Annotated in this window: 19 protein-coding genes and 2 pseudogenes; 11 read left to right on the top strand and 10 right to left on the bottom strand. The window is 73.8% G+C overall.

Features of this window, described 5'->3' with window-relative positions:
* Positions 1-7 precede the first annotated feature (7 nt).
* The 3 genes from OG906_RS32045 (at position 8) to OG906_RS32035 (ending at position 6066) form a co-directional block, all read left to right on the top strand.
* On the top strand, positions 8-4876 hold the full coding sequence (locus tag OG906_RS32045) for a HEAT repeat domain-containing protein (RefSeq protein WP_329447530.1): 4869 nt from the start codon (positions 8-10) through the stop codon (positions 4874-4876).
* Between the two features lie 154 nt (positions 4877-5030).
* Positions 5031-5567, top strand: coding sequence for a hypothetical protein (locus OG906_RS32040; protein ID WP_329447529.1), 537 nt, complete (start codon positions 5031-5033; stop codon positions 5565-5567).
* A gap of 1 nt (position 5568) precedes the next feature.
* A complete protein-coding gene (locus tag OG906_RS32035) occupies positions 5569-6066 on the top strand; it encodes a hypothetical protein (RefSeq protein ID WP_329447528.1) in 498 nt (165 codons plus the stop codon).
* A 122-nt stretch (positions 6067-6188) separates the two neighbouring features.
* Here the strand turns inward: OG906_RS32035 and OG906_RS32030 are convergent, their stop codons facing one another.
* The 5 genes from OG906_RS32030 to OG906_RS32010 form a co-directional block, all read right to left on the bottom strand.
* Positions 6189-6542: a PRC-barrel domain-containing protein gene (locus OG906_RS32030; RefSeq protein ID WP_267797785.1), complete on the bottom strand. Its 354-nt coding sequence runs from the start codon at positions 6540-6542 to the stop codon at positions 6189-6191.
* Between the two features lie 125 nt (positions 6543-6667).
* Positions 6668-7924: a PP2C family protein-serine/threonine phosphatase gene (locus OG906_RS32025; RefSeq protein WP_329447527.1), complete on the bottom strand. Its 1257-nt coding sequence runs from the start codon at positions 7922-7924 to the stop codon at positions 6668-6670.
* Positions 7925-8077: 153 nt separating this feature from the next.
* Positions 8078-9073: a cation diffusion facilitator family transporter gene (locus OG906_RS32020; RefSeq protein ID WP_329447526.1), complete on the bottom strand. Its 996-nt coding sequence runs from the start codon at positions 9071-9073 to the stop codon at positions 8078-8080.
* Entirely contained in the window at positions 9070-9522 is a 453-nt protein-coding gene (locus tag OG906_RS32015; protein ID WP_329447525.1) for a hypothetical protein, read from the bottom strand. The genes OG906_RS32020 and OG906_RS32015 overlap by 4 nt, the downstream gene beginning before the upstream one ends.
* 143 nt (positions 9523-9665) lie before the next feature.
* Positions 9666-10199: a type 1 glutamine amidotransferase domain-containing protein gene (locus OG906_RS32010; protein WP_267797789.1), complete on the bottom strand. Its 534-nt coding sequence runs from the start codon at positions 10197-10199 to the stop codon at positions 9666-9668.
* Positions 10200-10663: 464 nt separating this feature from the next.
* Between OG906_RS32010 and OG906_RS32005 the strand changes: the two are divergent.
* Positions 10664-10753, top strand: a pseudogene (locus OG906_RS32005) (hypothetical protein); the annotation flags it as partial.
* Positions 10713-10943, top strand: a pseudogene (locus OG906_RS32000) (SpoIIE family protein phosphatase); the annotation flags it as partial. The pseudogenes OG906_RS32005 and OG906_RS32000, both read left to right, overlap by 41 nt.
* Positions 10944-11052: 109 nt before the next feature.
* Here OG906_RS32000 and OG906_RS31995 read toward each other — a convergent pair.
* The 3 genes from OG906_RS31995 to OG906_RS31985 all read right to left on the bottom strand — a co-directional run bounded on the left by OG906_RS31995 (position 11053) and on the right by OG906_RS31985 (position 13406).
* Positions 11053-11568 (bottom strand): DUF3618 domain-containing protein, encoded by a 516-nt coding sequence (locus OG906_RS31995; RefSeq protein WP_329447524.1) that lies wholly within the window; start codon positions 11566-11568, stop codon positions 11053-11055.
* A complete protein-coding gene (locus OG906_RS31990) occupies positions 11565-11996 on the bottom strand; it encodes a phage holin family protein (protein ID WP_329447523.1) in 432 nt (143 codons plus the stop codon). The genes OG906_RS31995 and OG906_RS31990 overlap by 4 nt, the downstream gene beginning before the upstream one ends.
* Before the next feature lie 144 nt (positions 11997-12140).
* The gene (locus OG906_RS31985) at positions 12141-13406 is read right to left on the bottom strand and encodes a YihY/virulence factor BrkB family protein (RefSeq protein WP_443067429.1); all 1266 of its coding nucleotides are present in this window, start codon (positions 13404-13406) and stop codon (positions 12141-12143) included.
* A gap of 173 nt (positions 13407-13579) precedes the next feature.
* Between OG906_RS31985 and OG906_RS31980 the strand changes: the two genes are divergently transcribed.
* Positions 13580-14002, top strand: coding sequence for a secondary thiamine-phosphate synthase enzyme YjbQ (locus tag OG906_RS31980; protein ID WP_329447522.1), 423 nt, complete (start codon positions 13580-13582; stop codon positions 14000-14002).
* A 49-nt stretch (positions 14003-14051) separates the two neighbouring features.
* On the opposite strand, the gene OG906_RS31975 is transcribed toward OG906_RS31980, so the two are convergent.
* Complete coding sequence (locus OG906_RS31975; protein ID WP_329447521.1) at positions 14052-16052, bottom strand: serine/threonine-protein kinase; 2001 nt, start codon at positions 16050-16052, stop codon at positions 14052-14054.
* A 258-nt stretch (positions 16053-16310) separates the two neighbouring features.
* Between OG906_RS31975 and OG906_RS31970 the strand changes: the two genes are divergently transcribed.
* The 3 genes from OG906_RS31970 to OG906_RS31960 all read left to right on the top strand — a co-directional run bounded on the left by OG906_RS31970 (position 16311) and on the right by OG906_RS31960 (position 20255).
* Positions 16311-16844 (top strand): hypothetical protein, encoded by a 534-nt coding sequence (locus OG906_RS31970; RefSeq protein WP_329447520.1) that lies wholly within the window; start codon positions 16311-16313, stop codon positions 16842-16844.
* A 554-nt stretch (positions 16845-17398) separates the two neighbouring features.
* Positions 17399-18580, top strand: coding sequence for an epoxide hydrolase family protein (locus OG906_RS31965; protein WP_329447519.1), 1182 nt, complete (start codon positions 17399-17401; stop codon positions 18578-18580).
* Positions 18581-18737: 157 nt separating this feature from the next.
* Complete coding sequence (locus OG906_RS31960) at positions 18738-20255, top strand: hypothetical protein (RefSeq protein ID WP_329447518.1); 1518 nt, start codon at positions 18738-18740, stop codon at positions 20253-20255.
* Positions 20256-20381: 126 nt separating this feature from the next.
* Here the strand turns inward: OG906_RS31960 and OG906_RS31955 are convergent, their stop codons facing one another.
* Positions 20382-21989 carry an FAD-binding oxidoreductase gene (locus OG906_RS31955; protein ID WP_329447517.1) on the bottom strand — a complete coding sequence of 536 codons (1608 nt, stop codon included), beginning with the start codon at positions 21987-21989 and terminating at the stop codon, positions 20382-20384.
* A 63-nt stretch (positions 21990-22052) separates the two neighbouring features.
* Between OG906_RS31955 and OG906_RS31950 the strand changes: the two genes are divergently transcribed.
* Entirely contained in the window at positions 22053-22715 is a 663-nt protein-coding gene (locus tag OG906_RS31950; protein ID WP_329447516.1) for a TetR/AcrR family transcriptional regulator, read from the top strand.
* Between the two features lie 93 nt (positions 22716-22808).
* A complete protein-coding gene (locus OG906_RS31945; RefSeq protein WP_329447515.1) occupies positions 22809-23381 on the top strand; it encodes a GNAT family N-acetyltransferase in 573 nt (190 codons plus the stop codon).
* The last annotated feature ends 49 nt before the right edge of the window (positions 23382-23430 follow it).

Raw genomic sequence — 23430 nt, 5'->3', positions numbered from 1 at the left:
TCCGACGATGACGACTTCGGCGGACCACCTCATCGACGACGCGCTGCACCGGTCGGACGTGGAGTGGCTGTCCGACCACCTCGACGCCCGGTCCTGCCCGCCGGCCGTCCTGGGACGCCTCGGCCGGCACGCGGACCCGCGCCTGCGCCATCTGGGCCTGCTCCTGCTGAGCGGACGGGTCACCTCGACCCCGCCGGTGGCGGACGAGCGGGAGACGGCCGAACTGGCTTCTTTGCTCCCCCATTTCGTGGTGGATCCGCCCGAGGCCGCTCTCCTCCAGGCGAACCTTCACGCCCACCTGGGACCCCACCTGCGGGGCCGGCCTCGACCTTCGTGGCGTACGGCCGGCCTGCCGGTGCGGGTACGGATCGCCTGGCTGCGCGCCGAACTCCTCGACGACCCGACGGTGCTTCGACACGAGGTCCGGTGTGAACTCCTCTACCAGGCGGTCCGGGAGACGAGCATCACCGCCGCGCACCGGCCGGAGCAGCTGGTGGCCGAGCTCGTGGGAAGCGGGGATCGGGTGCTGCGCGCCGAGGCCTTGCGGCTGGCCCGCGAGGGCCTGCACGCGGGGCTGTTGACCCCCGCGCGCGTCCGCGAACACGTCCTCGCCCTGCTGGACACCGGGGTGCGGGGCGTCGGAGTACATGGCTCCGGCATCACGGACCCCGGCACCACGGACCCCGGCTCATCGGACCCCGGCTCGGTGGATCCCACCTCGCCGCATCCCACTTCACCGGATCCTTCTTCATCGGGCGGCTCGTGTACCGCTGTCGTGGTGGCCGCGCTGCGTGAACTCGGCGAGCCGTGGGCGATGTTGAATCCGCTGCCGGAAGGACGGCTGTCCGTCTTCCTCACCTCCGATCCGGAAGCCACCCCGGTCGAGGTCGCCGAGGCCGCGCTCACGGCTGCCGCCCGCCACGGCCACCGGGACGTGGTGTGGCGCGTCGCCGGCGATCCCGGTGGGTCGCCCGCGCTGCGTCGCCGCGCGCTCGAACTCCTCGGGGACCTGGCCGACCGCGGTGACATCCGGGAACTGACCGCGCTCGCCGCCCGGGACCCGCTGTTGCTCGGCGCCCCCGCGGTGGCCTGCCTGCGCGGGCTCCACCGGCGCGGCCACTTCCCGGCCGACGAGGACGTACCGGCCATCGTCGGTCTGGCGCTGGCCGACCATGCGATCACGCCGGACGAGGTCGCCACGATCCTCTTCACCGGCCGGCAGGCGACCCTCCGGGTGCTGATCGACGCCGACGACGATCCGAGCCGGTCGAGGCGGCTCGCCCTGCTGGTCGCGCTGGCCGGGCAGGGGGCGCGGGAGCTTCCCGTCGGGGAGGAGATCACCCGGGTGTTCGCGACGGCCGGCGCACCCGAACCGTTCCTCGCCGCGATCCGTGAACTGCGGTACACGCCGGCCGAGGACGTGGTCATCGCGCTCCTGCCCACGGCCCCCGCGGCGGCCCTCGACACGTTGGAGGCCATCGGCGGGCACCGTACGGTGCGGGCGCTGCGGGAGGGGCTCGGGCTGCCCGCCGACGAGGACGCCGCACAGGACGGTGGGGGTATTGGTGTCATCGCGCCCCACCTGCGCGCGGTGCGCGACCGGACGCTGGAACTGCTGTGGCATCTGACCGACGCCCGGGACCGGCGGCGCGGGCTCCTCGTCCGCCTCGACCCCACCGATCTGCCGGCGCGCATCGCGGCCGATCTGGGCGGCCCCGACGAGGAGGAGCTGGCCCTCCTCGGATCCCATCTGGACCCGGACGAACCGTTGACGGCGCTGTGCCGGCTCGCCGCCCACGGCGGGGCGGGCACCCTGCCCGCCCTCGCGGACCTGCTGCTGCGCGTCGTGGGCGAGTTGGCGGCGTTCCGGGAGCCGGGGGGCGACGTCACACGGTTCGAGGGCGAGACGCCGAACGCCGAACCGATCGTTCCCCGGGAAGCCGAGCACGCGCTGACCGCCCTGGGCTCCCGCCTGTACGAGCGGCGCCGGATCCGGCCCTCGTGCCTGCTCGACGCCGCGAACGCGCCGGATGCGGGCAGGGCGCTGCTCGCGGATCTGGTGGGGGAGCTGTTGGACCGGCCCGGGCTGTCGGACGGTGAACAGTCCATCCTCCTCGAACTGTTGTCGCGGGCTCCCGGTCCCCGCGTTCGCGCCCGGGTGCACCGCCTGCTGCGTCACCGTGACCGGCACGTGCGCAAGCACGCGCTCGCGCTGCTCGCCCGCGATGTCACGGGGGACGACGCGCAGGCCCTGTCGGCCACGTTGATCGCGCTGACCCGCGCCGGGGACGTGCAGACCGTCCGGAGGGCGCTGCTCGCCCTCGGTCACGCGCGGGCCCGCTGGGCCTGTACGGCGATCGCCGCGTGTCTTGCCCATCCGAACATGAACGTCAAGAAGACGGCCGCCCAGGTCCTGGTGCGCGCGGGCGCGCCCCCGGCGGTTGCGGACCTGCTCCGCGTGCTGGGTCGGCACGACAATCCGGGGCTCCGCGTCGCGCTCGTCGAGGCGCTGCGGGCGATCCTCGGCGGCGCGTACGCGGCCACCGTCCTCGCCGCGGCGGAGCACTGCGCGACGGATCGCGCCCGGGCCCTGCTGGCGCAGGCTCTGGACGGCGCCCTGCCGGCGCGGTCGATCCTCGCCCTGTCCGACCAGGCGTCACCGGTCGCGCCGGCGCTGCTCGCCTTGGTGGCGTGCGGGCGGGTCCGTCTGTCGTCCGGTACGCGGGAGGAGTTGGCGCCGGCGCTGGGCCGGCACGGCATCGCCTCCCCGGCCGGGCCGTCGTCGGCGCCGGCGTCGGACGACGCAACGGACTTCGACGTGGCGTCGCTGGCGGCGGGTCGTTGGAATCCCGCCGTCGCGCTGCGCGTCGCCGAGCGCCCCGAGCCCCCGCACGCCGACCGGCTGCGCGAGCTGCGGCCCCTGCTCTCGGACTGGCTCCGCCTGGCCGACTCCGCGCCGCGGGCGGCCCGCGCGGCCGTGTTGCGGTTCACCCTGCGGCTCTGCCCCGCACCTTGGACGGACGGGGAGCTCGCCTCCTACGCGCGGTCCGCCCGGCTCCTGGCCGACGCCCTGACCGGCGGGGCGGGCGAGGACCGCCCGGGCCTCGTCGCGGTGCTCGAAGCGGTCGCGCCGCTGCTCACGCCGGCGTCGGCGGCGGCCGTCGTCGACTCCGTACGCGCCCTGCCTCCCGCGGCCGCGCACACGCCCGACCGGCCCACGCTGACGCTGTTGCGGCGCTGCGGCGCGGTGTTGGTGCGCGCGGACCTCGATCGTGCGCTGGCGGTGGCCGGCCTCGGCGCCGACCCCTGGCGGGCCCGGACCGAGGTGCTGCGCGAGGCGTTCGCCGTACCGTCCCTGCCCGCGGGAGCCTGGCGGACCGCCTTGGAGGCGGCGGCGCGGACACCGGCCGCGCTCGCGGACTTCCGCCGCCGCGACCTCCGTGACCGTCGTGCCGTCGGCGACCCCCACGACCTCCCCGACCTCGACCACCTTCGTGACCTTCGCGGCGTGCGCGACGAGGACGCGCCCGGCTCCCGGGAGCGGTTGTCCGCGCTGATCGACGTCTACGCCGGCGCCGCTCCCGAGGTCCGTGACCCCCTGCTCGACTGGATGACGTCCCTCCAGCCCCTGGACGCACCTCCCTGGACGATCGGTGAGAGCGCCGCCGGCCCACGGCCGGCGCCGGGGCGTGGGGGCGTACCGCGCCGCGTGCACGCCGACGACCTCGACCAGCCGCGCTCGGCGGCACTGCGCGACCGCCTGCTGACGATGGTGGACTCCCCCGCCCCGGACCGCCGGAACGCCGCCGCCCGGGCCCTGCTGGGCTGGCCCGAGCCGGGGATCCGGCTCGCCGTGCTCCGGGCGGCCCTGCGCGGCCGGACGACGGTCGATGTCGGGGCCGATCTGGCCCGGATCATGACCACGCTCGACCCGGCGGAGCTGCGGGCCGACGAGGTTCCGCCCGAGAACGTGCTGCGCGTGGCCTCACGGCTCGCGCCACCCGACCTCGTACCGCTGCTTCCGCTGTTGTCGCACTGGTGGGAGCACGGGCCGCCCGCCGTCCACCAGGCCGCCGAGGTCGAGTTGCGCAGGGTTCCGGTCGACGTGCTCGCCCACGGTCTCGGCGCACGTCTCGACGCGGGCGCCCCGGGGTTCGTGGGCCTGATCGCCGGCCGGGCGGTGCTGCGGACTCCCGCCCTGACGCGTGCCTGCCGGCGGCTCCGCGCCGAGGGACGCGAGGACCTCGCGGATCGGATCCTGCTGGTCGACGGCCCGTTGCGCGGCCCCGAGGCCGTACGTCGGGACGCGGCCGCACTGGCCTCGCTCCGCGAGCGCGCCCGGGCGTCGGCCCCGACCTCCTCGCGCCGTCCGACCCGGCAGGAGCTGTCGGACCTGGCCCGTACCGGGACTCCCGACGGGATCCGCCGGGTCCTGACCCGTCTGGTCGAGGAGCACCGGGGTCCTGATCCGGATCCCGTGGTGCGGGAGTTGATCGGCGAGTTGCTGCACCACGCCAAGCCGGGGGTCCGCCTGCACGCGCACCGGACCTCCCGGGCGGTGCTGGACCGGCGGAGCCACCTTCTTCACACGCAGGTCCTGCTGCACGACCCCCAGCCGGACGTGGTCCGCATGGCGGTCCGGAGCCTGTCCCGAGCGGCCTGGGAACCGGCGATCCCCGCCCTGGTCGGCCTGCTCGACCACGCGCGTCCCGAGGTCCGCCGGACCGCGGCCGACGGGCTCGCGCGGCTGGGCACTCCGGCGGTCCCCGCGCTCAGGCGCGCCGCCGACCACGCCCGCCCGGACCGGCGGACGCGCTACACGGACGTGCTGGGCCGCATCGCGGCCGACACCGGGACCGGGACCGACATCGCGTAGCCGCGGGTGCCCGGAGTCGGATGGTCGGGCCGGCGGACCGCTCGTCGCGCGGCCCGTGCCCGACCACCCCGCACCCTTGGCCAGTGGTTTGCGCGCAGTGCTCGTGGGCAGTCGCCTACAGCCGGAAGGACGAGGCCCCGGTCTGGAGGCCGTCATGTCGACAACCACGCTCATCGTCATCATCGCCGCAGTGGTACTGATCGCCCTGATCGCCGCGTTGTGGGCCTTCTCGCGCCGCCGTCACCTGCGACAACAGTTCGGACCCGAGTACGACCGGACGGTCGAGGCCGAAGGCGGCCGGAGGGCGGCCGACCGCGAGCTGCGGGCGCGCGAGCAACGCCACGACACGCTCGACATCAAGGAGCTGCCCGCCGAGCGGCGCGCCCAGTACACCGACGAGTGGCGCGACGTACAGGAACGCTTCGTGGACCGCCCCGAGGCATCGGTCGCCCAGGCGGACGAACTGGTGACGCGCCTGATGCGCGAACGCGGCTACCCGGCCGACGGCTACCAAGGGCAGGTCCGGGACCTGTCGGTGGAGCACGGCCGCACCCTGGAGCACTACCGCGCGGCCCACGAGATCAACCTGCGCGGCAGCGGAGCCGAGGCGACCACGGAGGAACTCCGCGGCGCCATGGTCCACTACCGCGCCCTGTTCGAGGAACTGCTGAGCAGCGAAGGAGGCCGATGACATGCGGGAACACGGTGACACGGCGGGCCGGGGCGACGAGGACCGGCTGACCACGGAGAACATCGCCCATCCGGATGCGACCGGTGGCCAGGCCGTGTACCCCGGCGAGGCGACGGCCCTGGCGAGCGAGAGCACCGAGGCGCAGGACGGTGCACGGGGCGAGGAGGCTCCGAACGATCTCGGGGAGGGTCCGGAGCGCGGCGAGGGACGCGGGCGCCCGGAGGAGCGGGACGAGCCCTTGTTGGCCGGCGCGGAGACGGAGGGCTTCCGGGAGCGGTGGGCCGAGATTCAGGGGCGCTTCGTCGACGACCCGAAGGAGGCCGTGACGTCCGCGGACACCCTGGTGGCCGAGGTGATGCAGGAGCTCGCCCGGACCTTCTCCGCCCACAAGCAGGAGTTGGAGGGCCAGTGGGGCCGCGGCGAGCAGGTCGCCACGGAGGACCTGCGGCTCGCACTTCAGCGCTACCGCTCCTTCTTCAACCGACTCCTCAAGACCTGACCGGACGACTTCACTCCACACCGCACTCGGCGCACCACGGGGCGGGGCCGGGGCGACACCCCACATGTGGGGTGTCGCCCCGGCCCCGCCCCGTGCGCCGTCCCCGTCGGGAGGCGGCCCCGTCAGAAGACGCGCGGCTCGTTGTAGTAGCCGCCGATCTGACGGTGGTAGTCCGCGTCCTGGAGGTGCTTGTCCTGGATGAACTCGGGAGCGTGCTTGATCTGCTCCTTCGTCCGGTCGATGTGGATCCGCCGCTCGTCCACCTCGATCCGACTGACCGTGCCGGCGGGAAGGAGCACTTCCTTGCCGAAGATCCACGGACCGGTGTCGACCACGATGTACGAGGAGTCGACCTCGTCGGAGTGCTTGTCGACCTTGCCGATGGAGCCGTCCGTGGCCTCGACCTTGAAGCCCGTCAGATCGACATCGGGCAGATGGCCGGACGTCTCGCGGTAACCCCATACGTTCTCAGTCATGTGAACAACCCCTTCACGCAATCGATGTGACGGCCCTTCTTCTCCTCGGCGTCCTCGATGATCCGGAGAGACGCGGAACCGCCACAGGGTCGCCTGCCCTGAAAGGCACGACCCACACGGGGCAGTCAGGATCGGACCACGCCCGTGCGCGCCGCCGCCGTCCGTGTGGGTTCGGCGTCGGGGCCGAACCACTCGCACAACAGCACGGTCGCGTCGTCCTGGAGCCGTCCGTCGTGGTGGGCCATGACCGCCTGGACGAGGCGCCGCAACGTCTCCGGGAGGGGCAGCCCGTCGGCGTGGTGGCGGATCAGGAAGTCGGTGAAGTTCGCCAGGCCGAACTCGGTGGAGCCGGGCCGTCGCGCCTCCGTGATGCCGTCGGTGTAGAGGACGAGGCAGTCCCCCGGCTCCAGTTGCTCCCTGCACGTGCGGACGGGCAGCCCCAGGTCGGTGCCCATGGGGTGGGCGGGTGGGCAGGCCGGTTGGCCGGCCCAGCGGCCGCCCCTGATGAGGAGCGGCGGGAGATGCCCTCGGTTGACCCAGGTCAGGACTCCGGTGCGGGTGTCCAGCTCGGCGAGGACGCCCGTCACGTAGATGCTGCGCCGGAACTGCTCGATCAGCATCTCCTCCACCCGCTCGCTCATGCCCACGAGGTCCGCACCCTGCCGGCGGGCGTTGCGGCACGCTCCGACGGCGAGGTTCGCGGCCAGTCCGGCCGCCGTGTCGTGACCCATGGCGTCGAACACCGACAGGTGTACGACCGGGCCCGCCATCGCGTAGTCGAAGGCGTCCCCGCTGATCTCGTACGCGGGTTCCATCGTGGCGGCGACGACGACCCGGCCGTCCGCGTAGGTCTGCGGCGGGATCAGGTGCCACTGCATCTCGGCCGCCACGTTCATCGGAGCCGTCCGCACGAGTCGCGCGTACGCGTCGCTCTGGTCGCTCTTGGTGACGATCAGCAGGGCGATGAGGGAGGCCAGGGCCTCGGCGTCGCGGCGGACCGGCGGGCCGTTCCCGTCCGGGGTGAGGCGCAGCAGGCCGAGTCGCTCGCTGCCGTTGAGCATCGGCACCCACCACTGGGCGTGGAGCGGGTCCGCCGCCGTGCGCACGATCTCGCCGTGCTGGTAGGCCCGCCCGGCGAGCGTGCCCTCGATCCTGATCTCGCGGTCGTCCGCGCCGGCCGTCGGCTCCGCCCCGGCCTCGGGTGGGAGGGGCAGCATCCGGAGCACGCGCTCCTGCATGTCGGCGACGTAGATCCGTACGTGACGGAAGCCGACCCGGGCCGCGTGTTCGGCGACCTTGGCCGGCAGGAGGTCCATCGGCATGAGGTGACCGGCAGCCAGGAGGCCGGTCAGCATGGTCAGGCTGTCGTCCCGCCGATCCATCGCCACAGACTCATCTCCCGCGCCGGTGGATCCAGTGCACCACACGCGGGCGGGTTTCGCCGTCGACGCGCGACGCGCGCCGGCGGCCGGGTCCGTGCCCGTGCTCCCCCGATCCCCCGCTCGCCCCGCTCCCGCGTCCACGCGGTCGGGGGCTCACGCCGCCGGGTGTTCGGCTTCCTCGCGCTCGGCCGCGCGGCGGGCCGCCGCGGCGTCGGTGACGTCGAGGAACACCTGGTCCAGCTCGGGCCAGCGTGCCTTCAGCTCGTCCCGGATGCGAACCATCGCGTCCTCGACGGTCTCGCTGTCATAGCCGGCGGTCAGGTCGATGCCGGCGGCCAGCAGTACCGAATCCGGCCCGAGCTGCATGGTGAGCAGCGCCGTGACGGAGTCGATCTCGGGCTGGCGCCGCAGCAGGGCCCGTACCTCGCTCTGCATGGCGGGATCGGCGGCCTCGCCGATCAGTTGGGCCCGGGCTCCCTTGCCCAGGGTGTAGGCCACGTAGACGAGCAGCACACCGATCAGGATGGAGGCCCACGCCTCGTACGCCACCTCACCGGTCACCATGTGGAGTGCCATGCCGATCATGGCGAGGACGACGCCGGCGCAGGCCGTGCTGTCCTCGGCCAGGACGGTGCGCAGGGCCGGATCCCGTACCTGGCGGATCTCCTCGGTGGTGCTGCGCCCGGCCTTACGGGCCTCGCCGCGCACCTGGCGTACGGCGCGGACGAGCGAGGCACCTTCGGCGAGCAGCGCCGCGAAGAGCACGATCAGGCCGATGACGTAGCCCTTGTGCGATTCGGAGCCGCCGGAACGGAAGGCCTCGATGCCCTGGAAGACCGAGAAGCAGCCGCCGGTGACGAAGATGCCCACGGCCGCGAGCAGGGACCAGAAGAAGCGTTCCTTGCCGTAGCCGAAGGGGTGGCGTTTGTCCGCCGGGCGCCTGCTGCGTTTGACCGACGCGAGCAGGAAGACCTCGTTGAGGCTGTCGGCCACGGAGTGCGCCGCCTCGGACAGCAGGGCCGGGGAGCCGGCGATGACGCCGCCGACGCCCTTGGCCACGCAGATGACCAGGTTCGCGCCGAGGGCCACCCACACCGTGATGCGGGTTTCGCCGTCGCGTTCGCTCGCCGTCCCGGCGGACCGCGTCATCGCCTGTCCGCGGGTGCCGAGGCTCCCTGGACGCGGGTGGTCGTGGAGGTTCCCGCCGCGTGCGGCACCGCGGTGATCCGGGCGGCGTCCAGGGTGAGCCGCCGGATGCGGCCCTCGTGGTCCGCCTCCCTCGTCTCGGCGCCTTGGAGCTGGGCCGGGGCCGCGTCGGTGAGCTGCCAGGTGGTGAGCACCTCGCGCCCGGTGGCGTCGGTCTCGTCGATGGTGACGGAGACGGGGCGCGGTCCGTCGGCTTCCTCCGCGAGGGCCCAGGAGAGGGCGTCGGGGGTGTCGGTGAGGACACAGCCGGTCAGGGTCACCGTGAGGTCGCGGCCGTCGGGGGCGCCGCGGCCGTCCCGGGGATCCAGTCCCTGGGCTTCCTCACAGGTGAAGCGCTCTCCCTCGACGGTGACGTGGAACCGAGGGGGATGCGTGGGGGTGGAGTAGTCCATGCCCCTTCGCCTGCCCGGGGCATGGACCCGTATGCGGCCCGTGCGTGCGCGGCGCCCGTACGGCTCCCGCACGGCCCTCGTTCGGCCCTCCTTCGGCCGAGGAGGGTCGTGGCGGCCCGCGCACGGGAGGGGTCGTGGGCGGATCAGGCGGCGAACTCCTTGACGAAGGCGGCGCAGAAGGCGTCCAGGTCGTCGGGCTTGCGGCTGGTCACCAGCGTGCCGGGGGCGGCGTGGCAGACGTGGACCTCCTCGTCCACCCAGGTGCCGCCGGCGTTGCGGATGTCGGTGGCGAGACTGGGCCACGAGGTCAGGGTGCGGCCGCGTACGACCTCGGCCTCCACCAACGTCCAGGGGGCGTGGCAGATCGCGGCGACGGGCTTGCCCGCGTCGAAGAAGCTCCGGATGAACCCGACGGCGCGCTCGTTGGTCCGCAGCGCGTCCGGGTTGGCGACGCCGCCGGGCAGCACGAGCGCGTCGAAGGCGTCCGAGGTGTCACCCGCGAGCACGTGGTCCACGGTGAACTTGCCGGCCTTGTCGAGGTGGTCGAAGGCCTGTACCTGTCCCGGTTCCGTCGAGACGAGTTGGGGGTTCCAGCCGGCTTGCAGCGCGGCCTTCCACGGCTCGGTCAGTTCGACTTCCTCGACGCCCTCGGGCGCGGTCAGGAATGCGATGCGCACCGCGTTCACTTCCTTCGGTTGGGGGCTCCGGCGTCATCCCGCCGTTCGTGCGGTGGGGCTGGGTCCGGGCCGGTGGGTTCACCGTGCATCCCAGCGCCTGCCCGGCTCGTGGTGTCGCAATCATCCGATTGCTCCCCCGACCACTCCGCCGGGCGGCGCGCCCTCCCCGCATGTTTCATGGGGGGAGATCGGCGGCTGAGCGGGTGCGGCGCGGATGCACGAGGACGGCCGAGCAGGCGGGCCCGCGGGAGCGGGCGGAGCACGCCGTCGCCGTGTGCGGGACGCGTCCGGCAGGTGTTGCCGGCCGAGCCGGTGAAGGTCCGTGACGCCGTTCGTCCCTCAGGATCCGGAGACGCTCAAGCGCCTCATCGCCCGCGAGGTGAGCGCCTTGCGGGCCGCGGCGCGCCGCGGGGCCGGACTGTGGCAGGACGGCGCGCCCGGCCGCCCAGACGGCGACCGCGGTCATCGGGCCCATCGACGCGGAGCGGAACCTCGACGGGGCCTGTGCCGGTCATCCGCCGCCCCTGCTGCTGCGCGGTTCCGAGGCCATCGCACCGGACACGGGGCACCGGGGGCCGCTGTTCGGCCTGCTGCCCGGCCACGAGTCTGCTGCCCGGCCACGAGTACACGACCGCGACCTTCTCCCTGAAGCCCGGCGACCTGCTCCTCCTCTACACCGACGGCATGGTCGAGCGGCGCGGCGAGGACATCGTGCGGGGCATCGAGGTGCTGCGCAGAACGCTGGCGACGTGCGAGGGGCTCGAAGCCGCTCAGGCCCTCGATCGGAGAACAGCGGGGCGCGGGCGAGCCGGCGGCGGGCCCGCGCCCGGACCTGCCGGCCCGCGCCGAGGAGTCACCTCCCCCGGCGTCCCCGGTAGCGGCGCACCAGGCCGTACGCGAGGACGGCGCACCCGGCCGCCACGAGCGCGGGGTGGCGGCGCGCGACCTCGGCCGCCCGGCTCGCCTCCGCACGCCCCCGATCGGGGGTGACGTCACGGATCCCGGCTTCCACGGCACCGGTCAGGGACGCCGCCTTCTGTGCCACGGGCTCCGGGATCCTGTCCTGCGCCGCGTGGACCACGGCCGATACCTTCTGCTGGGCGCCCGCCTTCACCTCGACGGCCTTCTCGTGAGCGCGGGCCTTGAGCTCGGCGGCCTTGTCCTGGGCGCTCGACTTCACCTCGGCCGCCTTCTCCCGGGCCTCGGCCTTGACCTCGGCGGTCTTCTCCTGGGCGCGGGCCTTGACGTCCGCCTTGGCGGCCAGCGCCTCCACGGTCCGGCCCAGTTCGTCGCGGGTCGCCTCGATCTGCTCGCGCAACTCGTCCGGGGTGGCCGGGTCCTTGTCCGCGTGGGTGTGGTCGTCGCTCATCGATGTGCCCTTTCCTTGATTTCGGCCACGTCGGCCTTCACGCTGTCGATGGCCTGCTCGGGGGCGGGCGGGGTCGCCCGGACCGCCTGCTTCTTGCCGGCCGCCGCCAGGACGGCCGCGATCACGGCGAGGACGCCGGTGACGATGAGGGCCGCGGCCCACAGCGGCAGGACGAGGGCCAGGGCGACGATGCCGGTCGCGGCGAGGCCCTGGAGGGCCAGGATGGCGAACAGTCCCGCTCCGCTGAGGAGCCCGGCGCCGAGGCCCAGGCCTTTGCCCTTCGCGCGCATCTCGGCGGTGGCCAGGTTCAGTTCCTGGCGGACCAGCAGGGTCAGTTGTTCCGACGCCTGTTTCACGAGGGCGCTCGTCGAGGCGGAAGCGGTGTCGTCGGCCTGGTCGTGGGGTGAGGGATCGACTGAGGGGTGCATCGTCGGAGATCTGCCTTCCTTGCTCGGGCGGGGGCCGGTGGCCTCGCCCGGTACGTCGTGTGGCCTCGTTCGTGGTCGCGCAGGCGGCTGGGCCGTACGGGTGGCGTCTTCCCCGTCTCGGGGCACGCACGCGCCGACGAACGGTCAGACCCGGGCGTCTTCCGCGTGCCCGTCCGGCCCGTCGCCCGGCTCCGGGTGGTGCTCGGCGCGTTCCCGTTCCTCCCGGCTCCACGCGCGGGTGTCGCGCGGGCGCACGTACGGCTCCTCGTCGGCCGGATGGCCGCCCATGATGGCCCGCCGGCGGGACATCTCGGCGTCGAACTCCAGGCCCAGGAGGATGGCCAGGTTGGTGATCCACAGCCAGACCAGGAAGACGACGACGCCCGCGAGGGTGCCGTACGTCTTGTTGTACGAGGCGAAGTTCGCCACGTAGACGGCGAATCCGACCGAGGCCGCGAGCCAGATCAGCAGGGCGAGCAGGCTGCCCGGGGTGATCCACTTGAAGCCGCGGCCCTTGGCGTTCGGGGTCGCCCAGTACAGGAGGGCGATCATGCTCGTGACCAGCAGGACCAGCACGGGCCACTTGGCGATGGACCAGACCGTGAGCGCGGTGTCGCCGAGGCCCAGCACGTCACCCGCCCGGCGGGCGACCCCGCCGGTGAAGACGACGATCAGGGCGCTCGCGACGGCCATCACCATCAGCACGACCGTGACGCCGAGCCGCACCGGCAGCACGACCCAGACGGGCCGCCCCTCGGGCATGTCGTAGACGGCGTTGGCGGCGCGGATGAACGCACCGACGTATCCGGAGGCGGACCAGACGGCCAGCACCAGGCCGACGACGGCGACCACGGACCCGACACCGCTGCGGCCCTGCAACTGTTGCACGGCGTCGGCGATCACCTCGCGGGCGGAGGCGGGCGCGAGCTGTTCCAACTGCTCCAGTGCCCGCTGCGCGGTGGACGGGCCGGCCAGCCCGAGCAGGGAGGTGAGGACGAGCAGGGCCGGGAAGAGCGCGAGGATGCCGTAGTACGTCAGCGCGGCGGCCCGGTCGCCGAGTTCGTCGTCGCCGAACTCCTTGAAGGTGCCCTTCAGCACCTTGCCCCAGGCACGCTTCGGCATCTCCGTGGGCCGGTCGGGCTCGTCGCGCTCCACGCTCGGATCCGGCCCGACCCGTTCAGGCTCCGCGCTCGCATGCGACCCGAGCCGTTCACGCTCCGCGCTCGGATCCGGCCGGAGCGGTTCACGCTGCACCCCGTCCGCACGGGGCCCGCCCGGAGTCCCGACGCGGTCGCCGGGCGGGGCCGCGCGGGGCGGTTCCCGGTCGGCGTCCGCGGCCACGGGCCGGTGTGGCGGCCGGCCGTCCTTCCGGTCCTGCCGGTGGTGCTTGCGTTCCCATAGCGCTGCCATACCGAGCGGATGTCCGCGATACGCGCCCTCAATCAGCGACCCGTCCGGCGGCGCCGTCTTCCCCCACCGGCGGGCCGCCGGGAGGAGCGGAGGCCACCGGGAGACGGGGTGTGCGTGCGGGACGCGGTGGGGCGGCGGCGCGGGTTCGCCGCGCGGGGCGCGAGGATGGGTCCGTGACAGACACCTTCACCACCCGGACGATCGACGTGACCACGGGCTCCGCGGAGACCGTGCACGACCTGACCTCGGCCTGCGCGGCCTTCCTGCGGGAGACCGCCCGTGGTCGCGACGGACTGCTCAACGTGTTCACCCCGCACGCGACGGCCGGGCTGGCGGTCATCGAGACGGGCGCCGGCAGTGACGACGACCTGTTGGAGGCACTGCGCTCGCTGCTGCCCGCCGACGACCGCTGGCGCCACCGGCACGGCTCCCCGGGGCACGGGCGTGACCACGTCCTGCCGGCCCTCGTCCCCCCGCACGCCACGCTGCCCGTGGTCGGGGGCGAACTGGCCCTGGGAACCTGGCAGTCGGTGGTCCTGGTGGACACCAACCGCGACAACCCCCACCGCACGGTACGGCTGTCGTTCCTGGCCTGAACCGCCCGCCCCCGCCCGGCCGTCGAGGGCGCCGCCTCTCGCGGCCGGGCTAGGCCTGCCTCGTCCAGCGCTGTGACGCTTCGCCGGCGCAGGTGTTCGTGATCAGGCCGCTGCTCATGCCGAGGTCGAGGCAACCGCCGCCGAACTCGCTGCGGAGGCTGCCGCCCGAGCCCGTGCGCCACAGCCGGCCGATGTCCTGGGCGCAGTCGCCCACGAAGACGGCTTGGCCGAGGCCGTTGGAGTACAGGCACTGGCCGCTCTGCCGGTTGACGAGCTTGAAGCTGCCGTTCGATGCGCTCCGCACGGTCCATCGCGCGGAGGAGTCGGCGCAGTCGCCGAAGTCCGACGCCCCGAAGACCTGGGTGATGCACATCGCCTTGTCGCCGTTCCGGTAGCGGTAGGTACCGGAGTCGGGTGTCTTGGGGGGTACCGGGGCGGTGGACGATCCGCCGCCGGGAGGGCGGGGGCTGCCGGCGCCGCCGGGGTTGCCACCGTTCGCGGAGCCTCCGGCGCCGTTCTGGGCGCCGTCCCCGGGGCCCGGGCCCGTCGCGGGGCCGGGCCCCGCACCCACGCCCGCGTCCGTGCCCACGCCCGCGTTCGCGCCGGTCCCCGCGCCGCCGGCGCCCACGGGTACGGGTCCGCCCGCTCCCACCTGACCTCCGTCCTTGGCGTCCGTGCCGGGACTCGCCGGGGCCGGGGACCGGTCGGGGGACGCCTGACCGGAGGGGGCGCCGCTCGACGTCGACGGCTTCCCGCCGGGGGGCACCGCGGCGGGGGCGGACTGCTCGCCCCGCGCGCCGGCCTGCGGCGTGGACGTGTACGGCAGGTTCTGGATGACCAGCGTCGTGCCCCCCGCGACCACGACGACGGGGATGACGGCGAGCAGGACCCGGGTGCGGCGCCGCGGCCGCTCGGACCGCTGCCGCCCCTTCGCGGCCTCGGCCTCGGCCTCGGCGCCGGTCCCGGGTACGGGCCCGGGCACGGGTACGACCTCGGGCACCACCTCGGGCGCGGGTTTCGCGTCCGGCTCCGCACCGGCCTTCGGGGCGGGCTCCCCGCCTGCCTCGGGCGCCGGGTCCGTCGACGGCTGGGGATCCCGGCCGGTGAGCGGCAGCGTCGGTACGTCGATCTCCGGCACGCCCGCGGCGAAGGCGGCCCGCTCCCGCAGGCTCGCCGTGACGGCCGCGGGCCACAAGGGCTCGGCCGCCGGGCCCCGACGCGCGGCGCGCTCGTGGAGTTCGGCGGCGGTGGGGCGGCCCTCGGGATCCTTGTCGAGGCAGGCCGCGACGAGGTCGGCGAGGTCGGGCTCCACTTCCCGCAGGGAGTCCAGTTCCGGTTCCTCGTGGACGACGCGGTACAGCACGCCGTGCCCCGACTCATCGCCGAACGGAGGCCTGCCGGATGCCGCGAAGGCGAGTACCGAGCCCAGGGCGAACACGTCGGTGGCGCCGCTGACCTCGCGCTTTCCCGAGGCCTGTTCCGGTGCCATGTAGGCGGGCGTGCCCACCACCATGCCCGTTCTGGTGAGTTGGCTCTGTTCGGCGGCCCGGGCGATGCCGAAGTCGATGAGGGTGAGACCGTCCAGGGTCAGCATCACGTTGGACGGTTTCAGGTCCCGGTGCACCATCCCGAGGCCGTGTACCGACTTCAGTCCGGCGGCCGCCTCGCGCAGCAGCAGCCACAGCGCGTCGGCGGGGAGTCCGCCGCCGTACGACTCCACGGCCTTGCTCAGCGTGATCCCGGGGATGTACGCGGTCGCGAACCACGGCGGCCGGGCGGTCCGGTCACTGGCCAGCAACGGTGCGGTGGCCTCGGCGGGCAGCCGCAAAAGGTTGTCCAACTCGTGTCCGAAGCGGCGCAGGAAGTCCTCGTCCTCGCCCACGACGGAAGCCAGCAACTGTTTGACGGCGACGTACCGGCCGTCATGGACCCCGAGGTACACCCGCCCCATACCGCCGGCGCCGAGTCGTCCCGCCAACGGAATGGACCCGATCCGCCGCGGATCCCCCGTCTCCAGCGGTCCGGCCCCGCTCCCCCTCAGCTCTGACACGTCAGCCCCATCAAATTGGAAATGTTTCCAGAAACCTACCCGAGCGCCCCGGCCCGGCAACAGGCCAATTCCCCCCGCCCGCAAGCCGGTCCGTGCCCGGAGCCCCACCCGGACCCGGGACACCCGGGACTCCCGGGCCATCGCCGTGCCGCGCGCCCCTCATCGAGCGCCGTCGCGTCCGAGGCGGTCGGGGCGGGGGTGACACTCCCGGCTCCGCGAGCCGAGCGGAGCGCCCAACTCATTCGTGCGCTGACGGCCGTGGCGGCCGGGCCGGCCCTGGCCGCACCCCTCGCCGTCGCGAGCCCGGCCGCGGCCGCCCCGGCCGGCGGCTCGTCCGGCATCGAACTCCCCTGCCCCACCGGCGCGTTCGCCGTGGGCCGCGACACCCTGCACCTCGTGGACCGCGAGCGCAAGGGCCCCTGGGTGCCCACGGCCGACCGGGAACTGCTGCTGTCGCTGTACTACCCGGCGCTCGCGCACACCGGAACTCCCGCCCCGTACCTGGCCGTTCCCGAGGCCAAGGCGCTGCTGACCGACCGGGGGCAACTCGGCGAGCACGTCACGCCCGAACGACTCGCCGCCAGCGTGGGTACGTCGTGGCGGCGGTGGACCACGCGTACGAGTCGGACGGCACCGTCTTCCCCGGCGGGCGCCTGCTCACGTGCAAGGCCTGTGAGCAGGTCTTTCCCGGCGGATCACTGCATCGGGTCTCCGACGGGCGGGCCCGCGACGTTCCGTTCGTCCTGGACCGTCTCACCGGACCGCGCTCCGCGTGGCGGTACTCCCGGCTGATCGACTCCCGCCACATCGGCATGGCCGGGCACTCCATCGGTGGCGCGGCGGCATCGGCCACCATGGCCGTGGACCCGCGTATGGACGCCGGAGTGAACATGGACGGCACGTTCTTCACCCCGATACCGCAAGGTGGCCTCGGTGCGCGCCCGTTCCTCATGCTCGCGGCTGATCCCGCCCTCCTGCCGCCCGACCTCCCCGACACCTCCTGGGAGGACAACTGGCCGCACCTGGACGGTTCGAAACGCCGGCTGACCGTCACGGGCGCGGGTCACCCGGCTTCACCGACTGGCCCGTGCTCGGCGATCAGGTGGGCTACTCCCCCCGGAGACCCCCCTCTCGGGCACCCGTTCCCAGCAGATCACGCGGGCGTACGTCGGTGACTTCTTCGACCTGCACCTGCGCGGGATCCCGGCGCCGCGCCTGGACGGACCGACGGCGACCGACCCGGAGGTCGTGTTCCACCGCCGCTGAACCCGGTGCGCGGGATCCTCGGCGAGTCTCCGGGCGCGGATCCGGGCCCGGGGCGGGGTACGGCTCGTACGATGTGTCCCATGCCGGACGCCTCTCCCCGCCCCGAGCCGTTCACCCTCCGGACCGCCCCGGCGGCCCTCGACGACCTCGGCGCACGACTGCGGGCGACGCGTTGGCCGGACGAACCCGAGGACGCCGGGTGGTCGCTCGGCACCGACCTCGACTACCTGCGCGGGCTCGTCGCCCACTGGGCGGACGGCTTCGACTGGCCCGCGCAGGAGGCGGCGCTCGCCCGGCTCCCCCACTTCCGTGTCGCGCTCGGCGGGCTGGGGATCCATTTCGTGCACGTCCGGGCCGTGACGCCGGAGGGGTCCCGGCCCGCCCTGCCCCTGGTCCTCAGTCACGGCTGGCCGGACTCGTTCTGGCGCTACACGAAGGTCATCCCGCTCCTCACCGACCCCGGCGCGCACGGCGCCGACCCCGCGGACGCCTTCGACGTGGTCGTGCCCGACATGCCGGGGTTCGGCTACTCGGACCGCCCCGTCGGACCCCCCCTCGACACCATCGCCGTCGCCGGTCTGTGGGCCGAGCTGATGGGCGTACTCGGCTACGCCCGGTTCGGCGCGGCGGGCGGGGACATGGGCAGCCACGTGAGCCGCTACCTCGGGCTGGACCACTCCGATCGGGTCGTGGCCGTCCACCGCACCGACGCGGGGCTGCCGCTGTACATGGGCGACCCGGCGGACCTCGCGCCCGAGGAACGCGCCTGGCTCGCCGACGCCGCGGCCTGGGGCGCCGCCGAGGGCGCCTACGCCGCCCTGCACCGGACGAAGCCGCAGACCGCCGCGTTCGGGCTGACCGACTCGCCGGCCGGGCTCGCCGCGTGGATCGTGGAGAAGCTCCGGGCGTGGAGCGACTGCGGCGGCGACGTCGAACGGAGCTTCACGAAGGACGAGATCCTCACGAACGTCATGGTGTACTGGCTCACCGGGACCATCGGCTCGTCGATGCGCACGTACCGCGCGAACGCCGCGATCCCGCTCGCGCAGCACGCCCGCCGGGTCGAGGTGCCCTCCGGTTTCTCCCTCTTCCGCGGTGACGTCGTCCGCCCGCCCCGGGCGTGGCTGGAACGCACGACGAACGTCGTCCGCGTGACCGAGCCCGCCCGCGGCGGGCACTTCGCGGCGTTCGAGGAACCCGAGCTGTACGCCGAGGAACTGCGCACCTTCTTCCGTCCGTACCGGGCGACGGCCACGGGCTGACGGCGCCCGACGGACCCGGGCACCCCGGGACCCGGAACGCGGGTCCACCCCGTCGGCGTCGCCGCCGGAATCCCTGCCCCCGGTTTGGTCACAGACCTGCCAACTACCGCCGCACGGACGCAGAATGGAGGCCGGGGCAACAGGGGGAGGCGCGCCGATGGGTCGGGCATTGCGGGTGGCACTGGCCGTGGTCTTCGCGGGATTCGTGCTGTGGTACGCCTCGTACTACACCACGATCATGGTGTGGGAGGGGCGGAAGATCCTTTCGTGGCTGGCTCCGCCCGTGTTGGTCGCGGGGCTCGGCGGGCTGCCGTGGCTGGTGCGACGGCTGCGTTCCGCGGGGCGGGAGGAGGCGGGATCGGGCGTACAGGCTCTCGGCTGTGTCGGTCTCGTCCTCGCCCTCGGCGTCGCGATCGGGTGGCTGGTCTACGGCTCGTACCAGCAGGACCTCGTCTACATGGAGAGCACGCGGATCGTCGCCGAGCCCGTCCCCGAACTCACCGCACGCGCCCCCTACGTGGTCGGCAAGGCGCAGGCCGCCCCGAACCTGGGCGATGTGACGGGTGAGATCTCGGACGTCACCTACCTGCCCGACGCGGACCGGTTCTCCACTCTCGTGGAGCGACGTGGCTGGCTCGCGGGCTACGAGGTCGGGCTGGTCCAGGACGTGCCCCTCGGCGGCACCGGCCGCAACCAGCAACGCTGCGCCTTCGACACCGACGTCGCCGACGCGCGGATCAGCGGCTGGTTCACGCACAACCTCGGGCGGAAGATCTCCGCGAAGAAGCGGTGGGTGCGCTTCGAGGCCTCGGACGCCTACGTGACCTGCTCGGGCGACACACCCACGGTCGTGGTTCCGCTCAAGCGCCAGACCGGCTTCTTCGTGATCACGGAGCGGCCCGCCGGGGTGGCCCTGTACAACGGGCGCACCGGCGAGCTGACCCTCGCCGAGGACTCCACGGCCGTCCCCGGCCCCTCGTACCCGCTGAGTCTGGCGAGCCGGCAGCGCGAGGCCACGGCGGCGGTCGGCAGTTTCCCCGACTGGCTCTTCGAGCGCAGTGGTTGGGACGAGTCCGAGGACGGCGCCAACGAGGGCAACGAATCGGAGTTCACCCTCCGCTACCGCGACCAGAGTGGTCTCAGTGCCTATGTCACTCCCCTCACCCCGCAGGGCGAGGCGAGTTCGGTCGTGGCCGTCTCGACCGTGCCCACGCGCCACCGGGGCGGCGGGCTCGCCCCTCTGACGGTGCACCGGCTCGACCCGACCTGGTCCTCGCCGCAGACGATCGTCGCCCTCGTCAAGGCCGAGTACCGGGACGTCTGTTGCTACAACGACGACAGGGTCTTCGAGATCGTCCCGACGGGCGGCAGCACCTGGACGGCCACGGTCGGCAGCGAGCAGAACATCCGCTACCGGGTGGAGGGCAGGGGCCAGATCGCGGGCCGCGAGGCGACCTGCCTCAAGAGCGCCGACGGCACGCTCATCCGCTGTGCGTACGCGGCGCCGGGCTCGCCGGAGGAGAAGGAGCTCAAACGGCGGGAGGAGGAGAAACGCAAACGCGAGACCTCGACCCCACCCGCCGGCGAGGACCTCTCGAAGCTCACCCCGCAGCAGTTGGCGGAACTCCACCGCCGGGTGACCGAGGAGGTCAACCGCCGCCTCACGGGCGGGTAGTCCACGGCGTACCACGGGCCGGGCGCGTAGGGTCGGCGCGCGCCGACCGTCGACGCGGGCGCGCATGCGGACGCTCGCCGGCGGGGCCCCGGACCCGACGGGCCCCGCCGGTGAGTGTGCGGCGGGTCAGTCCACGAGGTCCACGAGGACGCCCGGGTTGAGGATGCCGTGGGGGTCCAGGGCGGCTTTTGCCGCGCGCAGGGCGAGGGCGAAGGGTTCGGGGCGCTGGAGGTCGTAGCCGGGGCGGTGGTCGCGGCCGACGGCGTGGTGGTGGGTGATCGTGGCGCGGTGGCGGTGCAGCACTTCTCCCGCGACCTCCTTGAGGTGGTCCCACACCGCGACCTCGTCGTTCGGGCGACCGGCCGCGAGGACGGTGAAGTAGGGGGCCGCTCCGTCCGGGTAGACGTGCGTGAGCCGGCAGTTGACGAGGGCGGGATGGCCCGTGGCCTTGAGGGCGGCCGCACCGACCTCGGTGCGTACGGCGTCGATCAGGCCCGGGACGCGGTCCCAGGTGGCCGCCGTCTCGAAGGTCTCGGCGATGGCGCCCATCCTGGCCAGGCCGTCGCGCAGGTACGGCATGCGCAGGAACGCCGAGCGCCAGGCGCCGACCGCGTCCCGGCCGCCGTCGGGGGACTCGCCGGTCCGGCCGCCGTGGGTTCGGGCGAGATCGACGGCCTGTTCCAGGCGGGTGTGCACGGGGAAGTGGGCGGACTCGAATCCGAGGACGAGGACCGACGAACCGTCCTGGGAGGCACCGGAGAGCGCGGCCTCTCCGGAGTCCAGGAGGCGGCAGTTCGCGGGGGCGAGGTCGGACGCGGCGATGGCGCGCACCGCCTCCAGCGCGGCGTCGAAGGACTCGAAGGCGAGGGCGGCGGAGGCCTTGTGGACGGGCCGTTCCCGGAGGCGCATCCAGGCCTCGGTGATGACGCCGAGGGCGCCTTCCGAGCCGAGGAAGAGCCGGTCGGGGGAGGGTCCGGCGCCGGAGGCCGGCAGCCGCCAGGAGGTGCCGGCGCCGGCCGGGGTGACCACCCGCAGGGACTGGGTGAAGTCGTCGATGTGGGTGTGGACCGTGGCGTAGTGACCGCCGGCCCTGGTCGCCAGCCAACCGCCCAGCGTGGAGAACTCGAAGCTCTGCGGGAAGTGTCGCAACGTCAGTCCGTGGGGACGCAGTTGGTCCTCCAGCAAGGGGCCGAGGGCCCCGGCCTGGATCCGGGCGGCCCGCCCGGTCGCATCGACCTCCAAGACCCGGTTCATGGCGGTCAGATCCATGGACAGCACGGCCCGGTGGGTGTCGCCCCGGTACTCCACGCCGCCCGACACCGACGAGCCGCCGCCGAACGGGATGACCGCGACGCCGTGTTCGCCGGCCCACTCCAGCAGGTCGGCGACCTCGCGGTCGTTCTCGGGGTGGGCGACGAGGTCGGGGATGCGGCCGGGGCGGCCGTTCAGGGCGCGGACCACGTCGCGGTAGGCCTTGCCCATGGCGTGCGCGGCCCGCACCCCGGGGTCGGCGGTGACCGTGTCCGACAGGCTGCGGGGGGCTTCCACGGCGGGGCGTTCGATGCTCAGGTCGGATATCCGGGGCACGGGGAGCGGTCGGGCGAGGGTGCCGGGCAACAGGGCGCCCATGGCGGTGCACTCGGCGGCGTCGGGGTGGGCATCGGCCCACCCCCAGCCCCACCAGGAGCGGGTGCGGGCGGTGGGGTGCGTCGTCGTCCGGGTGGCGCCGGCCATGGGGGCTCCAAAGGATCGAGAGAACTTACCTGGAGGTAAATTACCTACTGATAATATCGGGCCATGGCAACCCCACGTTCGAAAGCGGGCACCAAGGGCGTACCGCGGGCGCTCCGTGAGGAGCAGATCCTCGCGGCGGCCACCGAGGAGTTCGGCGCCCACGGCTACGCCGGCGCGTCCCTGGCCGCCGTCGCCGCGCGCGTCGGCGTGACGAAGACGTTGCTGCACCAGTACTTCGGCACCAAGCAGGACCTCCACCTCGCCTGCCTGCTCCCCGTCGGCGACCGGCTCGTGGCCGCCATGCGCGAGGCCGTCGCCGAGGACGGGGCCACCGCCCCGGGAACGCCCCTGCGGGTGCTGAGCGCGATCTTCAACGCCCTCGAAGGCCGGCGCGAGTCCTGGTTCGTCCTCTACGACACCTCGCTCCCCCCGGACGGCGAGGGCGCCCGGCGGGCCGCGGCGTACCGCGCCTCGATCGACCGGCTCGCCGCGGGCGGCACCGCCGACCTGTTGCACGCCGCCGGATCCACCGACCCGCTCGACGCCGACGCCCTCAACCACGTCTGGCAGGGCCTGGTCGCGACCCTCGTCCGCTGGTGGGTCAGACACCCCGACCAGTCCCCCGACGCCATGGCCCGGCGCTGCGCCCGCCTCTTCGCGGTCGGCGCGGCCCTCGCCGCCGACGGCCCGGACCTCGGGGTGCCGGCGGCGCACGCCACGCGTTGAACGGCGGCTCCGGGCGCTCCTTGGCGTGCGCCGTGCCCGGCACACGCCACACCATGAACGGCGACGCCGGGCGTTCCGTGGCATCGTGACGCCATGCCCATCGACGTTCGCCCGGCCTCGGTGTTCGAGGACGTCCGCGCCCTGCTCGGCCCCAAGTCACCCGGGGCCAACGTCTGCTGGTGCCTGAGCCACCGGATCCCGTCCAAGCTCAACAACGAGCTGCGCGGACCGGCCCGGGCCGAGTACGTCGCCGAGTCGTGCCGCGCCGATCCGCCGCCCGGGGTGCTCGCCTACGACGACGGCGAGCCCGTCGGCTGGGCCGCGGTGGCGCCGCGCTCGGAGACCTCGTTCGCGCGCAGCCGCACGATCCCGTACGTGGACGACCTCCCGGTCTGGTCCTTGTGGTGCATCCGAGTACGACCCGGTCACCGCGGCAAGGGGCTCTCGCACGCGCTCATCACCGGCGCGGTCGGGTTCGCCCGCTCCCAGGGCGCGCCGGCGGTCGAGGCCTATCCCCTCGACAACGGCGCCGCCAAGGTGGACCTGACCATGGCGTACGCCGGGATCCGCAGGAACTTCGAGCGCGCGGGTTTCACCCACGCCGCCGACACCACCTCCGTGTTGGCCGGCCACCCTCGGGTCCTGATGCGCCTCGACCTGCGCTGACCATCCGTCGCGGCGCCCGTGACGCCCCCTCGCCGCCCGCTGCCGGCCG

It is taken from the genome of Streptomyces sp. NBC_01426, from assembly GCF_036231985.1.
Lineage (GTDB): Bacteria > Actinomycetota > Actinomycetes > Streptomycetales > Streptomycetaceae > Streptomyces.
This window is presented reverse-complemented; position numbering and strand designations above follow the sequence as displayed.

Bases quoted from the DNA above. Each gene is read 5' to 3' on its own strand.
- OG906_RS32045 (WP_329447530.1), top strand. From the start codon at position 8: ATGACGACTTCGGCGGACCACCTCATCGACGACGCGCTGCACCGGTCG.
- OG906_RS32040 (WP_329447529.1), top strand. From the start codon at position 5,031: ATGTCGACAACCACGCTCATCGTCATCATCGCCGCAGTGGTACTGATC.
- OG906_RS32035 (WP_329447528.1), top strand. From the start codon at position 5,569: ATGCGGGAACACGGTGACACGGCGGGCCGGGGCGACGAGGACCGGCTG.
- OG906_RS32030 (WP_267797785.1), bottom strand. From the start codon at position 6,542: ATGACTGAGAACGTATGGGGTTACCGCGAGACGTCCGGCCATCTGCCC.
- OG906_RS32025 (WP_329447527.1), bottom strand. From the start codon at position 7,924: ATGGATCGGCGGGACGACAGCCTGACCATGCTGACCGGCCTCCTGGCT.
- OG906_RS32020 (WP_329447526.1), bottom strand. From the start codon at position 9,073: ATGACGCGGTCCGCCGGGACGGCGAGCGAACGCGACGGCGAAACCCGC.
- OG906_RS32015 (WP_329447525.1), bottom strand. From the start codon at position 9,522: ATGGACTACTCCACCCCCACGCATCCCCCTCGGTTCCACGTCACCGTC.
- OG906_RS31995 (WP_329447524.1), bottom strand. From the start codon at position 11,568: ATGAGCGACGACCACACCCACGCGGACAAGGACCCGGCCACCCCGGAC.
- OG906_RS31990 (WP_329447523.1), bottom strand. From the start codon at position 11,996: ATGCACCCCTCAGTCGATCCCTCACCCCACGACCAGGCCGACGACACC.
- OG906_RS31985 (WP_443067429.1), bottom strand. From the start codon at position 13,406: ATGGCAGCGCTATGGGAACGCAAGCACCACCGGCAGGACCGGAAGGAC.
- OG906_RS31965 (WP_329447519.1), top strand. From the start codon at position 17,399: ATGCCGGACGCCTCTCCCCGCCCCGAGCCGTTCACCCTCCGGACCGCC.
- OG906_RS31960 (WP_329447518.1), top strand. From the start codon at position 18,738: ATGGGTCGGGCATTGCGGGTGGCACTGGCCGTGGTCTTCGCGGGATTC.
- OG906_RS31955 (WP_329447517.1), bottom strand. From the start codon at position 21,989: ATGGCCGGCGCCACCCGGACGACGACGCACCCCACCGCCCGCACCCGC.
- OG906_RS31950 (WP_329447516.1), top strand. From the start codon at position 22,053: ATGGCAACCCCACGTTCGAAAGCGGGCACCAAGGGCGTACCGCGGGCG.
- OG906_RS31945 (WP_329447515.1), top strand. From the start codon at position 22,809: ATGCCCATCGACGTTCGCCCGGCCTCGGTGTTCGAGGACGTCCGCGCC.